Source organism: Vibrio vulnificus NBRC 15645 = ATCC 27562 (genome assembly GCF_002224265.1).
Classification (GTDB): domain Bacteria; phylum Pseudomonadota; class Gammaproteobacteria; order Enterobacterales; family Vibrionaceae; genus Vibrio; species Vibrio vulnificus.
Map to the genome: position 1 here is coordinate 115,102 of NZ_CP012881.1, position 15,423 is coordinate 130,524.

General features: G+C 45.2%; 12 protein-coding genes. 7 read left to right on the top strand and 5 right to left on the bottom strand.

Translation table 11 applies throughout. The features are described 5' to 3' along the window. Window positions 1-101 precede the first annotated feature (101 nt). Both AOT11_RS00470 and AOT11_RS00475 read right to left on the bottom strand, forming a co-directional pair. Entirely contained in the window at window positions 102-1,346 is a 1,245-nt protein-coding gene (locus AOT11_RS00470; protein WP_017420171.1) for a cysteine desulfurase-like protein, read from the bottom strand. Continuing rightward, window positions 1,330-1,989, bottom strand: a complete 660-nt coding sequence (locus AOT11_RS00475) for a 2OG-Fe dioxygenase family protein (RefSeq protein ID WP_017420172.1) — start codon at window positions 1,987-1,989, stop codon at window positions 1,330-1,332. The genes AOT11_RS00470 and AOT11_RS00475 overlap by 17 nt, the downstream gene beginning before the upstream one ends. A gap of 509 nt (window positions 1,990-2,498) precedes the next feature. Here AOT11_RS00475 and trxB point away from each other — a divergent pair. The 3 genes from trxB to cydC all read left to right on the top strand — a co-directional run bounded on the left by trxB (window position 2,499) and on the right by cydC (window position 7,067). Then, a complete protein-coding gene (trxB, locus tag AOT11_RS00480) occupies window positions 2,499-3,458 on the top strand; it encodes a thioredoxin-disulfide reductase (protein ID WP_026050254.1) in 960 nt (319 codons plus the stop codon). Window positions 3,459-3,565: 107 nt separating this feature from the next. Next, on the top strand, window positions 3,566-5,353 hold the full coding sequence (gene cydD / locus AOT11_RS00485) for a heme ABC transporter permease/ATP-binding protein CydD (protein ID WP_017420174.1): 1,788 nt from the start codon (window positions 3,566-3,568) through the stop codon (window positions 5,351-5,353). Beyond that, the gene (cydC, locus tag AOT11_RS00490; RefSeq protein WP_017420175.1) at window positions 5,346-7,067 is read left to right on the top strand and encodes a heme ABC transporter ATP-binding protein/permease CydC; all 1,722 of its coding nucleotides are present in this window, start codon (window positions 5,346-5,348) and stop codon (window positions 7,065-7,067) included. Before cydD ends, cydC begins: the two co-directional genes overlap by 8 nt. Window positions 7,068-7,193: 126 nt before the next feature. On the opposite strand, the gene serC is transcribed toward cydC, so the two are convergent. Together serC and AOT11_RS00500 are read right to left on the bottom strand one after the other, a co-directional pair. Continuing rightward, on the bottom strand, window positions 7,194-8,288 hold the full coding sequence (serC, locus tag AOT11_RS00495) for a 3-phosphoserine/phosphohydroxythreonine transaminase (protein WP_026050253.1): 1,095 nt from the start codon (window positions 8,286-8,288) through the stop codon (window positions 7,194-7,196). A 123-nt stretch (window positions 8,289-8,411) separates the two neighbouring features. Next, complete coding sequence (locus AOT11_RS00500) at window positions 8,412-9,674, bottom strand: DUF945 family protein (RefSeq protein ID WP_017420177.1); 1,263 nt, start codon at window positions 9,672-9,674, stop codon at window positions 8,412-8,414. 189 nt (window positions 9,675-9,863) lie between these two features. Between AOT11_RS00500 and AOT11_RS00505 the strand changes: the two genes are divergently transcribed. The 3 genes from AOT11_RS00505 to AOT11_RS00515 all read left to right on the top strand — a co-directional run bounded on the left by AOT11_RS00505 (window position 9,864) and on the right by AOT11_RS00515 (window position 13,053). After that, window positions 9,864-11,807 (top strand): ATP-binding protein, encoded by a 1,944-nt coding sequence (locus AOT11_RS00505; protein ID WP_017420178.1) that lies wholly within the window; start codon window positions 9,864-9,866, stop codon window positions 11,805-11,807. Next, complete coding sequence (locus AOT11_RS00510; protein WP_017420179.1) at window positions 11,800-12,297, top strand: response regulator; 498 nt, start codon at window positions 11,800-11,802, stop codon at window positions 12,295-12,297. The genes AOT11_RS00505 and AOT11_RS00510 overlap by 8 nt, the downstream gene beginning before the upstream one ends. Before the next feature lie 207 nt (window positions 12,298-12,504). Continuing rightward, window positions 12,505-13,053, top strand: a complete 549-nt coding sequence (locus AOT11_RS00515) for a hypothetical protein (protein WP_011080648.1) — start codon at window positions 12,505-12,507, stop codon at window positions 13,051-13,053. Between the two features lie 325 nt (window positions 13,054-13,378). Here the strand turns inward: AOT11_RS00515 and AOT11_RS00520 are convergent, their stop codons facing one another. Beyond that, entirely contained in the window at window positions 13,379-13,966 is a 588-nt protein-coding gene (locus tag AOT11_RS00520) for a TfoX/Sxy family DNA transformation protein (protein ID WP_011080649.1), read from the bottom strand. 359 nt (window positions 13,967-14,325) lie between these two features. On the opposite strand from AOT11_RS00520, the gene AOT11_RS00525 reads away from it, so the two are divergent. Continuing rightward, on the top strand, window positions 14,326-15,246 hold the full coding sequence (locus AOT11_RS00525) for an HDOD domain-containing protein (protein WP_011150094.1): 921 nt from the start codon (window positions 14,326-14,328) through the stop codon (window positions 15,244-15,246). Window positions 15,247-15,423: the final 177 nt, after the last annotated feature.

The window sequence follows — 15,423 nt, forward strand, 5'->3', positions numbered from 1 at the left end:
AATCACGATCGCGACCTACGGTCGCTTCCAAAAAAGAACCCCACTTAAAAAGCGGGGTTCGTCATCAATCTGAGAGCCAGCATTCGCTGGCTCTTTTCGTACTATGCGTTTCGTTGATCGATAATGCTCTCCAAAACATTAAACAACAAGTCGACCTCTTCGACTGTGTTGTAATGCATACAACCAATCCGAATCACTCCGCCGCTGAACTCCAACCCTAATTGCCGAATCAGGCCAAGGGCATAAAAGTGGCCATTCCAGACACAGATGTTGTGCTCACCCAATGTTTTTGCAATAAACTCTGGAGAATAGCCCTCCACTGTCATCGCAAATGTCGGGGTTCGCTTATCACTTGAGGCGTCATTGATACCGTATAACGTGACCCCATCAAGTGCCGACAAACGCTGCAAAAAATGTTGGCTTAATGTTTGCTCATGTTGAGCATAAAGCGCGTAACTTTGCTCTAGCCGCTGGCGCAAACTAGCACCTTCTTCTCCGAACTGAGCGAGGTACTCAATGGCTGCAGACACCCCCGCTAAGCCTTCAAAGCTTTGCGTACCTGTTTCAAAACGGCCCGGCCCAATGTTCGTGGCAGGCTCCACTTTATAAGGGCGCAGCGTCTCTAACCAAGGGGAAGCGACATAAGCAATGCCCACATGAGGACCAAAAAACTTGTATGCCGAGCAGACCAGAAAGTCACAACCCAAGGCTTGCACATCCACTAAGTGGTGCGGCAAATAGTGCACCGCATCCACATACACCAAAGCGCCCACACTTCGCGCTAACTTCACCACTGACGCAATATCAACAATGGTGCCCGTGGTATTCGAGGCAAAGGTGACGGCCACTAATTTAGTGCGAGCATTGAGCAACTGTTTGAAGTGTTCCATATCCAAGGTGCAATCTTCAGGGTTAACCCGCACTTGGTGAACGGTCACGCCTTTGTCTTCTGCAGCTTGCTCCCAGCTCGAGACATTGGAATAGTGATCCAACGCGGTGACAATGACTTCATCCCCCGCCTGCCAATCTCGGCTAATGGCTCGACTTAACTGAAACGTCAAAGAGGTCATATTCGCACCGAAGACAATATTGTCTTGCGATGGCGCATTGAGTAATGCTTGCGCAGATTGGCGCGCTTGCTTCATTACCTCAACCGTCTTATGACTGGAAAAATAGTGCCCGCCTAAGTTCGAGTTAAAATGCCCAAGGTAGCCGACCATGGCATCCAACACAGATTGCGGTACTTGCGATCCGCCCGGCCCATCAAAAAACGTTACTGGCCTTTGGTTATGGTACTGTGCCAACGCAGAAAACTGCGCTCGAACTTGATTAGGCGACCAATTCATGTGCCATTCCTTTTGCCGTCAACACAAACACATCCATATGACCTTCACGCTCTTGCTCAATGGTGCGAATGGGTTTGGCGTTGTGCCACAACTTGCTGTCTGCCAGCATCGCGATTTCACCATTATTCAACACTTTTCTAAAAAACGGCTCAGAGTGAAAATCACTGTACAGCATGATATCCCCCCCTTCGATGTTATTGCGGCCAACACCAACAATCGCAATATGATCAAATCCGTCTTGGTGCACACCTTCAGGGGCGACCTGCGTCTCATCATATATTGCGGTAATGCGGATTTGATGCACTTCGATTTCCTGTCCATCTCTCAGGTCATTCTTCACAGCAAACAACTGACACATCTCACGAAAACCTTCGCTATTGAGTGTGCTCTCTTCAATCGGAGAAAACTGTCGAACCACATCACCTTGGAAACGGTTGATATCTGAAGTCTGTACAAAGTCATGCTTGTCCAGTTCAATCACACGACCTTGATGCAAGGAGACGACGGAATAGCGTCTTAAACGGAATTTGCCATCCGCATGCTCCGTGTGAGGTAACTTGGAAAAAGATGGCGACAACTGTTCGATGGCGCGACGGCTGAGTTGAGTTAAATGTAGGGTACTCTCGTGCGAATGCAGCATCATTCACTCCTTTGATTGATACATTTGTTATTTTATTGTTAACACAAACAAATGTAGAATACGCCAAAACACTGCAAGATCAACTTTTTACCACAAAAAACTCCACAAAACAGCCCAACAAAGAATATAAAACCAATAAAGGCAAAAAATGCAACCGATAAGACCAAAACAAAAACTTAACATTTAAAAAAAGCAGTTCAGTCTGCTAGTCATGAATGCCACATCATAAAAATCAAATAGATAGAAGTCACTTTATCTCTATGATCACTTTACACAAGATCAAAAAAACCAATAATTTGACATCATATACGGTAGGAGGAAGAGCAACCTCTAACGAAAAATAACCATGAAATGAGAATGATCACCCGGACTTAACCAACCGTTCGATAACTTCGAGTCGGAGGGTATAACCTATAACCAGAAATTCGTTATAAGCTCTTGGTTTATTCTTTTATTAGCGCCAAATTTTCCATACAATCTCAACAAACTTAACTGCCCGCTAGGGAGTGCGAATGAGCAACATTAAACACAGTAAATTACTAATTCTAGGTTCTGGCCCTGCGGGTTATACCGCAGCAGTTTACGCGGCGAGAGCAAACCTCAACCCTGTGCTAATTACAGGCATGCAACAAGGTGGTCAGTTAACCACCACAACCGAAGTTGAAAACTGGCCAGGTGACCCTGAAGGATTAACCGGCCCAGGTTTGATGGATCGCATGAAAGAGCATGCGGAGCGTTTTGAAACCGAGATCATATTCGACCACATTAATGAAGTGGATTTCTCTACACGCCCATTTGTCCTTAAAGGTGATGCCGCCAGTTACAGCTGCGATGCACTGATCATTTCTACGGGTGCGTCTGCAAAATACCTTGGCTTGGAGTCTGAAGAAGCATTCAAAGGACGTGGCGTGTCAGCGTGTGCAACCTGCGACGGCTTTTTCTACCGTAATCAAAAAGTGGCGGTTGTAGGCGGCGGTAATACCGCGGTTGAAGAAGCACTTTATTTATCCAATATCGCTTCAGAAGTGCACCTAATTCACCGTCGTGACGGTTTCCGTGCAGAAAAAATCCTTATCAATCGTATGATGGATAAAGTGGCGAGCGGCAATATCATTCTTCATACCGACCGTGTACTGGAAGAGGTATTGGGTGATGAGATGGGTGTCACCGGCGTACGCTTGAAAGATGTAAAATCAGGTGAACTCGAAGACCTCAACGTCATGGGCGCATTTATCGCGATTGGCCACCAGCCAAATACGCAAATCTTCCAAGGCCAACTTGAAATGAAAGATGGTTACATCTTGGTCAAGTCAGGCCTTGAAGGAAACGCAACGCAAACCAGCATCGAAGGTATTTTTGCTGCGGGTGATGTGATGGACCACAACTATCGCCAAGCAATCACATCTGCTGGTACTGGTTGTATGGCAGCATTAGATGCAGAACGTTACTTGGATTCGCTAAACGACAAATAACTTTTCACATTTGTGTCATATCCTTACAGCCCGGCGGTATTCCCGCCGGGCTTTCTTTTGTATACTAGGCCCCCTCTTAGTAAAACAATTATCATTAAGCCTTCAAGATGGATAAAAAGAAACAACGCAGCTTGAATCTGTGGCTCAAACAGCAAAGCAAACTAGCAAAGCGCTGGTTGATGATTGCGGTTGGCCTTGGCGTACTATCAAGTGTGTTTTTGTTGGCACAAGCCGCCTTGCTCGCCACCATTCTTCATCAATTAATCATTGAGAAAGTCGACAAACATCAGCTCATTATTCACTTCATCGCTCTTGTAGCGCTGATTGGCCTGCGTGCTCTTTGCTCATGGGGCCGAGAAATTGCTGGCTACCGTTGTGGCGAGCAAATTCGCGTCTACATCCGTCAGTTGATCTTCGATAAGCTGCGAGAGCTCGGCCCGGCCTACATCAAAGGTAAGCCTGCTGGCGCATGGGCAACCTTGGTTCTTGAACAGGTTGAGAATATGCAGGATTTCTTTGCTCGCTATCTGCCGCAAATGTCCTTAGCCGTGCTGGTGCCGTTTGTGATTCTTATTGTTGTTTTTCCTGTCAACTGGGCTGCGGGGCTCATTTTCTTGATTACCGCGCCATTGGTCCCTCTATTTATGGCGATGGTGGGCATTAAAGCTGCCGACGCAAACAGAAAAAATTTCAAAGCGCTGCAACGTCTGTCTGGTCATTTTTATGATCGCTTACAAGCGATGACGACGATTCGTCTTTTTGATCGCACTCACGCAGAAGTCGAAGTGATGCGTGGTGCATCCGAAGTGTTCCGTACTCGTACGATGGACGTATTGAAAATCGCTTTCTTGTCTTCGGCAGTGCTCGAGTTCTTTACTTCTATCTCTATTGCTCTCACTGCCGTTTACTTTGGCTTTGCTTTTATCGGCGAGCTTAACTTCGGCGACTATGGTGCAGGCGTCACTCTATTTTCGGGTTTGTTTATTTTGATCCTCGCTCCAGAGTTTTATCAACCCCTTCGTGACTTGGGCACTTTCTACCACGCCAAGCAGCAAGCGGTGGGTGCAGCAGAGAGCATCGTTGAGTTTTTGGAAACGGATGTCAGCACAGTACGCAGCGGCGACCAACAAATTGAACAAGGTCAACCCATCGCCATCAAAGCAGAACAATTAGAAGTGTTTTCACCAGAAGGGAAAAAGCTACTTGGCCCCGTGAGTTTTGACATTGCCGCTCAACAAACTACGGCGCTTGTTGGTCCCAGTGGTGCGGGGAAAACCAGCTTGATTAACGCTTTATTGGGATTTTTGCCTTATCAAGGCTCATTAACCATCAATGGCATCGAAAGAACTGAACTTGACCTTGCTCAGTGGCGCAGCCAGATCAGTTGGGTGGGCCAAAATCCGTTGCTCCTCCACGGCACTATTCGCGACAACGTCAGTTTGGGCAAGTCGGATATCAGTGATACCGATATCCAAGTGGCACTTGACAATGCATTTGCTGCCGAGTTTGTAAGCCAGCACGGATTAGATTACGCCATTTCTGATCGTTCCGGGGGCTTATCTGTCGGCCAAGCACAGCGTCTTGCTCTTGCCCGAGCTATGGTACAAAACGGCCAGTTTTGGCTCCTCGATGAACCCACAGCCAGCCTCGATGCTCGCAGCGAACGTTTGGTGATGCAAGGCCTCGAAGGGCAAATCGCGGGCAAAACAGCATTGATGGTTACTCACCAATTAACGCCACTTAAACAAGTCGATTCCATCCTTGTGATGCGTGCTGGTGAGATCGTTCAAGCAGGCAGTTATGACGAACTTGCTCATCAAGAAGGCTTGTTCCAAGAAATGTTATTGGCTAACCAAGCCCTCAAGCAACTTGATAAGGGGAATCTTGATGCGTGATTTAATTCCCTTCCTAAAACTGTATAAGAAACATTGGTTTGGCCTCTCTCTTGGGATGCTACTGGCGTTTTTGACTCTATTCGCTTCTATTGGCCTGCTGACTTTGTCAGGCTGGTTTCTTTCTGCCGCAGCCATTGCCGGATTGACCATTGCTCGTGAAACGTTCAACTACATGCTGCCAGGAGCGTTTGTGCGTGGTTTTGCGATGGGACGAACCGCGGGACGTTGGGGTGAAAGAGTGGTCAGCCATAACGCGACCTTCAAGCTCTTGACTGATCTGCGTATTTTCTTTTTCTCTAAGTTAGCGCCGCTGATCCCAGGACGAGTCTCCAATCTTCGTGACGCTGATTTGCTTAACCGCTTGGTAGCAGACATTGACGCAATGGATCATGTTTATTTGCGTTTAATCAGCCCTATGGTCGTCGGCACGCTTGGCATACTGGGCTTAACGGCCGTGTTGTGTTGGTTTGATATGACATTGGGCCTGACACTGGGTGCCATTCTTACTCTGTTACTGCTACTCTGGCCTGTCCTTTTCTACAAGCTAGGAAAAAGCAATGGACAAGCGCTAACCCACAATAAAGCAGAGCTGCGTGTTGCAACTTTAGACTGGTTGCAAGGTTACAGTGAACTGACTCTCTTTGGTGCCGAATCACGCTACCACAACGCTATTTTGCACGCACAAGAGAAATTACTGAAAAACCAATACTTCAACGCCCATTTTTCTGGTTTAGCACAAGCATTATTGATGCTCGCAAACGGTTGGACCTTGGTATTGATGCTTTGGCTTGCTGCAGATGGCGTTGGTGGTAATGCACCAGATCCTATGATTGCGCTAGTGGCGTTCGCCACCATGGCAAGCGTAGAACTGCTCATGCCAATTGCGGGCGCATTCCAGCACCTTGGTCAAACCTTAACTTCCGCCCGTCGCCTTAATGAGGTCATTCTGGCTGAACCTGAAGTCCATTTTGCCATGGAGGATGTGGCTCACTCTGGTGAATACTCTATTGACTATCAGGCCGTATCATTCAAATACCCGGATAGCCAAAGTATGGCATTGAGCAATGTTAGCATGACGATTCCAGCCCAGCACAAAGTGGCCATTGTCGGCCAAACGGGCTCAGGAAAATCAACTTTGCTGCAACTGCTCAATCGTTATTGGGATGTCAATCAAGGCTCTATCCTGCTCGCAGGAAAACCGATCACCGAGTGGAGTGAAAGCCAGTTGCGCCGTTCCATCAGTGTTGTCAGTCAACGTGTAGATATCTTAAACGGATCATTACGAGACAATTTATTGATGGCGTCCCCGAGTGCAACTGACGAGCAATTGTCTGACGTGCTCACCAAAGTCGGGCTAGAAAAACTGCTCGACGATAATGGGCTATCAGCATGGCTTGGTGAAGGTGGTCGCCAGTTATCTGGTGGTGAAAAACGCCGTATCGGCATTGCAAGAGCCTTGCTTCACAATGCACCAATCTTACTGCTTGATGAACCAACAGAGGGCTTAGATAAGCAGACGGAACAACAAATCATGCAGTTACTTGAAGCGCACTTTGACGGGAAAACCGTGCTCTTCATTACACACCGCTTGGTAAACCTCGACAAAATGGACAGCATTTGCCTAATCGAACAAGGCGAGATTGTCGAATATGGTCACCATCAAGCACTTTTAGCCGCTCGTGGTCGCTATTTCGAACTCAACCAAACGCTGTAAATTGCACCGCTATCGCCTCTTAAATGGCTGGGTAGTATTGCTCAGCCATCTATAGAAAAATGGCAAACAAGAAAAAGGGAAGTGCTTACGCACTTCCCTTTGTTATTCTCATCTATCACACTAAAATTACGCGTTTTCTTGCTCAAATTTACGCATAAAGGCAACTAACGCTTGCACCCCTTCAATTGGCATTGCGTTGTAAATAGAAGCACGCATACCACCGACCACACGGTGACCTTTTAGTGATTTCAAACCCAACGCTTCTGCTTCTTTCAAGAATTTCGCGTCTAGCTCTGGTTTCACCATTTGGAATGGAACATTCATCAAAGAGCGGTTATCTGAATGAACGTTATTGATGTAGAAGTTTGATTGATCGATGTAGTTGTAAAGCATGGCGGCTTTTTCACGATTGACCTGCTCGATCGCTTTCACCCCACCCTGTGCTTTCAGCCATTTAAAGACCAAACCAGATAGGTACCAAGCAAAGGTAGGTGGCGTGTTAAACATGGAATCTTGTTCAGCCAACGTTTTGTAATTAAGCACCGTCGGCAGCACTTCCTTGGCAAGGCCAAGCAGATCATCACGCACGATAGCAATCGCGATACCTGAAGGACCGATGTTTTTCTGTGCGCCCGCGTAAATCACTCCGTATTTTGATACATCGATTTCGCGCGACAGAATGGTTGAAGACATATCGGCAACAATCGGTTTATCCGTGATTGGCAGATCGTTGATTTCAATACCATCAATGGTTTCATTTGGACAAAAATGCACGTAAGCAGCGTCAGGATGAATTTGCCATTCTGAGGCAGGTAGTACCGCTTGCTTGCCTTCTTTTTCTGCTTTCGCATTGAATACATCTGGCGTGCAATATTTTTTCGCTTCTTGCACAGCACTTTCCGCCCAGTAACCCGCATCAATGTAGGTCGCCGTCGTCGCGTCACCTAGCAGATTCAGCGGCACTGCCGCAAATTGAGCGCGCGCACCACCTTGGCAGAAAAGAACTTTGTAATTATCAGGGATATTCAGTAAATCGCGGAGATCTTGCTCAGATTGCTCTGCGACTGCAATAAACTCTTTGCTACGGTGGCTGATTTCCATAACGGAAGTGCCTAGCCCTTGCCAGTTCAACAATTCTTGTTGCGCCTGCTGCATAACAGGCTTCGGTAGTGCTGCTGGTCCGGCACTAAAGTTAAATACGTTATCCGTATTTTGTTCCATGACGCTCTTTGCTCCTGCTAGATGTAATAAAAACTCTGCAAGTAATATCACGTTTTTCGCTGTTGAAAAACAAGAAAAGAGGTCTTAAGACCTCTTTTTTATTCTAAGCGGATGAATTCGCAATTATTGCATTAGCGCAGGCATCAATAGCGCCAGTAGCGGGAACTGCTGTCCGTTATCAAACATCAATTTGCCTTCAGCGATTTTGGCTTTCAAGGTATAGCCACCTTCGACTTGTTGCAGAATTTCCATCACCATCAACTCATCCACCCCTTCTTGGATAAATGGGTATTCCGCCACCAACTCATCACTGAAATAGGTACTGAGATCCCCCGTCATTGATGTCATGATTTTCATTGGATCTTGCGTTACTTGCGCAGTGCCTTGAGGCATCGACAGATTCCAAGTGTTCTCAAATATCCCTTCACCCAATTTTAGAGACAAGTTTTTCACTGCCACATCAAAGCCCTTCTCAAACAAGGCATCGATATGTGGCATCAGTGATTGCACCTCTTCTGGCGTTAGAGACGCAGCGTTTTGGTACACATCCATCAACTTATCGAAAGATTGCATATCCAGATTCGTCAGAGAGAAGTCCAGATTAAGATCTTTGACTTCACTGCCATCAGACATCAACAGCTTTTTCGACTTAAAACTGAACACGCTCGCCAAACGCTCCCCTTTGGCGTCCGGCTTAGTATCACCAAGATATTGAGCGTCATACAAGCCAAACAAAGGTTGAGCAGAGGCATCTGCGACTTGAAACTCGCCCAATCGAATATCTTGTTGCCCTAACCAGTAACCGTTCTTGTGTTTGCCTTTGCCATTGCCTGTCAAATTGCCAACATGCAGCGATTCACCACTACTGAAATCAAACTGAATCGAGGGTACATCAAGCACAAAATCGACATCACCCAGCACCGTGGCATTGCCAGACAGCTTCATCGGTGCGGTAGAAACCGCAACACCTTCACTGTCACTGACAAAATTCCAGCTATCAATCGTAGCAACAAAATCCGTGTTTCCATTCAATTGTGTGGTGGCTTCAATATGCAGAGGTAGCGCCTGCTCCCCCACTAAATCAGAAACCGAATCAAGCGAAGTCAGCCCGTGCTTTAATGTCGATTGCATTTCATAAACTAAAGGAAGTCCATCCGTTTCAAATTGCTCCACTAACACTGGGTCAACAATGGTGTAACGCGTGGTGACTTCCGATGTGCGATAACCTCGGTCGTACTTGACAATTTCCGCTTGCAGTTGCGCACTATTTAACTTGGCAACGGCATCTTCAATTACATTTTGACCAATCTGCCCCACCGCCAATGGCCAACACAATGCCAATGAGATAGCACCACCAACTGCACCGATTTTCTTTAAGTTGTTCATAATGTCACTTATTTGTGAATGTTTTGAGTGAGTCTACCCTATCTATACACAGGTGAAAACATTGAGATAAATCAGACTATTGCTAAGAACACTATAATGACTCACGAAATTGAAACTTAGCTCTCAACCAGATCTCGCACTTCCTGTTACCTTATCTTAGTCATTGTTTATGCTAAAAGATGAGGCTTTGTGAACCGTTACGCTATTTTGTGTTTGGACAACAATCCGATAAGTATCGAGCAGTTTCGCCAAGAGTTGGCGACGTTTTCTCATAAATTTGATGTATTTACTGCAGACTCAGTTGAGGAAGCACATCACGCGATTGACTACTTAGAGCAGGCAAACCAAACCATGGCGCTGGTCATTGCAAGCCATCACAGTGAATTGAATGGCGTTGACTTCTTGATTGGCTTAGACAACAACCCCAGAACAGAAGACGCCCGACGCATTCTAATTAGCTGCTCGACGGACATTGCCGCGATCATCACTGCGGTCAATGAAGGTCGATTGGATCACTGTTTAACCAAGCCCCTACCCGATCACGTCCTTTTTCAAACCGTTCAAAAAGAGCTGACTCAGTTTATTCTTAAGTTTGAAAAAGAAGATTTGCTTGGTTTTAGCAGCGTACTTGATCAAAATCGCTTGCTACGTGCACATATTGAAAATCAGATGCGTCACTACCAAGCAGGCTTTATCCACGATTATCACACCTTGTCTGACGCAGAGCTAACGGAACGTTTCACCAATGCACTGCAAAATTTTTTCCAAGAAAAAGATGAAACACGAGCCTGTCGAACGTATTCACCAGAACATCTGTTGACGGTCGAAGGAGAGGCGAACAAGTTTCTCTGGTTCATCACCTCAGGAGAAGTCGCGCTCTATAAACGCGATGATATGGGCATGCAACGTGAAGTGGTCCGACACAAAAAGGGCAATCTCGTTGGTGGCATGTCATTTGTCACCGGAGAGAAATCGTTCTCAACCGCCCTCACTCTCACCAAGACGGAAGTGATCAAATTAGATCGCAACGTTTTTGCCCAAGTAATGCAATCCGATTCCAACCTTTTGCCTCTGTTTACCAACCTGTTGCTACGACACTTTAATCGGCGTTTGCAACGCAGTATCAATACAAAACTGCAGTTACAGAAAACCCTTGAATCGCTTGAATCTGCCCACCAGCAATTGATCGAAAAAGAAAAAATGGCCATGCTCGGTCAACTGGTCGCTGGGGTTGCCCATGAACTCAATAATCCCATCGCAGCGATTCTAAGAGGCATTGAAAACCTCAACCAAAATTTGGGAATGGTACTTTCAACCAGCAGCGCGCCGAATCAAACCACGAAAGGAATAGCTGTGTTAGAAAGTGCCAAAGCAAGTAAACCTATGTCAACCGCAGAGCTTAGAGAACGCTCAAACCAACTCTTATCATGCGTTGACAACCGAAACATCGCGAGAAAATTAGTCGCCCTCGGCCTGGAACAGGACGACGAACTGCTTACGCAACTCAAGCAGCATCCAACGGAAGGTGCCCGTCAACTTGATCACCTTGAACACTACTTTTTGATTGGCAACTCGCTGCGATCGATTGATGTGTGTGCCAGTCGGATTGCTGATATGGTCAAAAGCTTAAAAGGCTATGCTCGTGCAGATGATGAAAAAACGCATATTGCCGATATCCACGAAGGCATTGAAGATACGTTAGTGATTTTCGAAAATCGCCTCAAACTGCATAAACTGACCACACATTACTGTTCTTTGCCCCCTATTTATTGCCAGCCTATCGCGCTGCAACAAGTGTGGACCAATATGATTTCAAATGCGCTCGACGCCATGCCTGAACATGGTACTCTCGAAATCACCACTAAAATTGAATCACGCAATGACAAACCTTATGTTACGGTTTCATTTAGAGACAATGGCTGTGGCATACCTGCAGAGCAACAAGCCACGATTTTTGAACTGAACTACACCACCAAAAAAGAGGGAAATTTTGGTCTTGGCATTGGTTTGTCTATTTGCCATCAAATCATCCATAGTCACGGAGGATGGATCGAAGTGGATTCGATTCCAGCGCAGTACACCTGTATGACTATCTGGTTACCACTGGTTTCTGAAGGAGCATCCCATGAATAAATACTTGATTTTATGTGTTGATGACGAACGAGAAGTGCTCGATAGCGTACTTCAAGATTTATCGCCATTTGAAGATCATTTTGTGCTCGAGGGCGCAGAGTCAGTAGCAGAAGCCAAAAATGTCATCGAAGAGTATGACGATGAAGACGTTCCATTGGCATTAATTCTGTGCGACCACATCATGCCGGAACAAACGGGGATCAGTTTTCTCATTGAACTCAGTCGCGACGAAACGACGCGCAAAGCGAGAAAAGTACTCTTGACGGGGCAAGCCGGTTTGGAAGATACCGTTGAAGCGGTAAATCATGCGAGCCTTGATTTTTATATCGCCAAACCTTGGTACGGTGACGAGCTGAGAAGCGCAATAAAAAACCAGCTGACCTCCTACGTGATCGCAAATGACGACAATTTATTGTCATGGACATCAATATTAGATCCAGAGAGAATTCTCAACGCAATGGCGGAGAAACGAAGTTCTTTCGGTGAATAACTGAATCATTGCCAAGCACTTGTGAACTCGAATCGACTCACATTAAATGGCATCAGAATTGCTTAATTATTGGCTAGACGACAAAACAATGGCATTTTTTGTTGGTGACTTGTCTACAAGTTGATTAATATGTCGCAATGAAATGAATGGGTTGAGCAGCCCAGACTCAACCGGGAAGTAACAAAATAAAGAAGGTTTACCATAGTTATGCGTAAGACAATTCTAGCTGCAGCTCTGCTGATTGCCTCTAGCCAAGTGATGGCCAAGGAAGACCCAAACCGTCCAGCAACCATGAGCAACTTTAGTTACGACTACATCGAAGCTCGTATCGGCGCTAGCCCAATGACTTTTGGCGCAGCCTACAGCAAGTCTGTTCACCCAAATGCGCACATTATTGCCCGTATCGATTCCGAATTTGAAAGTGACTTCGACGCTGCTGCAGGTTTTGGTTTTCACTCACCTATCAATAACTGGGCAGACTTAACTGGTGCAATGCTCATGCGTGTTGTAGAGCCAGCAAAAGCAAGCAGTGCTGATATCGGTATGGAACTTAACTTAGGTATTCGTCAATGGCTTGGTCCTCAACTTGAAGTTGGTGGTAAAGTTGGTTACGTCTCCATTGATAACGACGATGACTGGATTGGTTCTGTGTACGCTCGCTTCCATTCAACTGAGCTTTTCTCGTTGGGTGTTGAAGCACGTATCAATGACTTCTACGATGATCAATTGATGTTTACAACGCGTTTTAAATTCTAAAGGCGATGAAGTTCAAGCTCTCGTAGAGCGAGCAGCTTGAGCCTTTAACGTAGATATATACGTAAAGGATTTGGCGCAGCAGATCGGTAAAAGTGATAGCTGATACTGTCACTGCTTTAAGTAGAACAAGTACAAATGAAAAAACCGAGGCAACATTGTCTCGGTTTTTTATTTCATACCATTTATAGACAAGAAGATTTCTCTCCCGCTTTCGAGGTGTATCACAACAAAAATAAGCGTACTTCGAACCAAACCTATGCGCTTTAAACCACCATTTGATTTCAATTTTAGCGCTCAGCGGTTTAGTTCGAGAGCAAAAAGATGACTAACAGCATGCAGCCAAAAGTTGTTTACGACGGGGCTCTTGAAGTAACTTCCAATGAATACCTTCGACCGCGCCAGCAAATTTCCATAGCAATTTGACATCGACGTCATTACCGTAAGCTTGCTTAACTCGATTAAAGACTTCAATCGCTCCTAGTTCCATAAAGGTTTCAACGTCATCAATCCCTGCTTTTTTTACCATGCGTTCAAGTGTTAATTGCATGTTCGGTAAATCTCTTAAACGACGGCTGGCAGATGATTTTTGGAAATTACGTTGCTTTACAGAGCACGCTATAGACTGCTTTACCAAACGATCCAACTGACCATCTCGATTATCAAGTAGATTAGATACTTCGTAGTAATTTACAGTAGCAGTGGTTTGCTTTTTGACATGACGATACTTCTCACAGCCCAATTGGCAGAAAGTATCATCCAAACTGTCTCCACCACGAAGGTAGTAGCAACCATTACTCACCAATGCAAACATAGCATCTTCCGCAAACAGGCCGATACCACCGAACATTGAACGTTTCTGAAAATCACCAAATTGGTTGATGTAGTCAAAAAAAGCTTGTTCTGTCATATCCATTGACTCCTAATTCAAAGATTAACCCCGATTAGTTATGTCACCAGATAGCAGCATTTTATAATTAAGCGAAAATGATAGAGAAAGGTATTTAAATTATTTATAAGTAATTTTTATCAGCAACCCGAATCATACTTAATGAAAAAAAATAAGTCGGGATTCGCATCACAAATAAAGTTTCCTCTCCATTATTGATGAGATCCAATTCACATTATCAAACAATAGCGCATGTTGTACTTTTCGTTGCATTAAGCATTACGGACGAAAAAGCAGCAATTAAACTATTGTCATGATGGCAATTTCTTGCACTGAACAACTCGCTACTAGTACACTGTACGAAAGCACTTTGGCTCAAAATATCTATGGAACACTTATCTTTTTTCTGGTTGCCGAATAATAAGGACTTACTGATTCAAGCGTTGGAAACTGAGTTCGCTCAACTGGTCGAGCAGTCGCTTGCTACTGGTAAAGTCACTCTACCGCCAATCCCTGATGTTGTCTTAAAAATTCAACAACTTTGCACCCAAGAATCCACTGGCATCAACGATGTCGCTGAATGTCTTTTAGAAGATCCCGGGCTAGCCGCCATTGTAATTAGAGTGGCAAACTCGGTCATTTTTAATCGCCGCAATATCACCTGTACCGATTTGACCACGGCAGTATCTAGACTTGGCATTCTAAGAGTCAGAGACATTGTCACCGCACAGGCCATCGAGCAGTTGAAGCATTCTGTCAATCTCAACAAAGAGTGCAACGCGGTACTGATTAACAGCGCCGCCGTTTCTCGCCAATTGGGCGCTGTAATGGTAATGGTCGTCAATGCCTTTAGAAAACACGCGGCAGCAAAATATGACTATTTAGAGCCTGAAAAAGCCTTGTTGGTTGGCCTACTTGCGGATATCGGCCTGTTTTGCTTGGTCAATGAATACCACCTCTATCTGGATAAAGGAAACTACCTTGACCAGCAAATCGCGCTACAAATATTCCAAACTCGTTGTGCGGCTACCAGTAAATTAGTCTTGGAAAACTGGGAGTTTGATAGTGACTTTGTTGAAGTGTCTTCCAATCAAGCTTATCGCTCTCAGCGTCAGGAAGTGACTTATCTCGATATTGCGCGTATCGCAAACCACTTATTAATGTTTAGAAACCAAGATGAACGAATTGATGACCACGAAGTGGAATTTAATTTAGTGGGTGCTGAGGTGTTATTTGAATTGAGTAATTTGTCAGAAGATGAATTCCAGGAAATGGTGAATCAAGTACTTAATTCAAGTGGCTTTTAATACCTCCCTTTTTAAGACATCGCATTAGCTTTTATAAAAACCACTTTTGATGTTCTTCAATCGGTGACGTGTCTCTCTTTAAGGAAAACTCTTCATCCCAGTTATTTCTTCGAAAACTGGGATGAAATCACGTAAAAATATCACCCGCCAGAAATCATTCATCAACTCAATAAATTT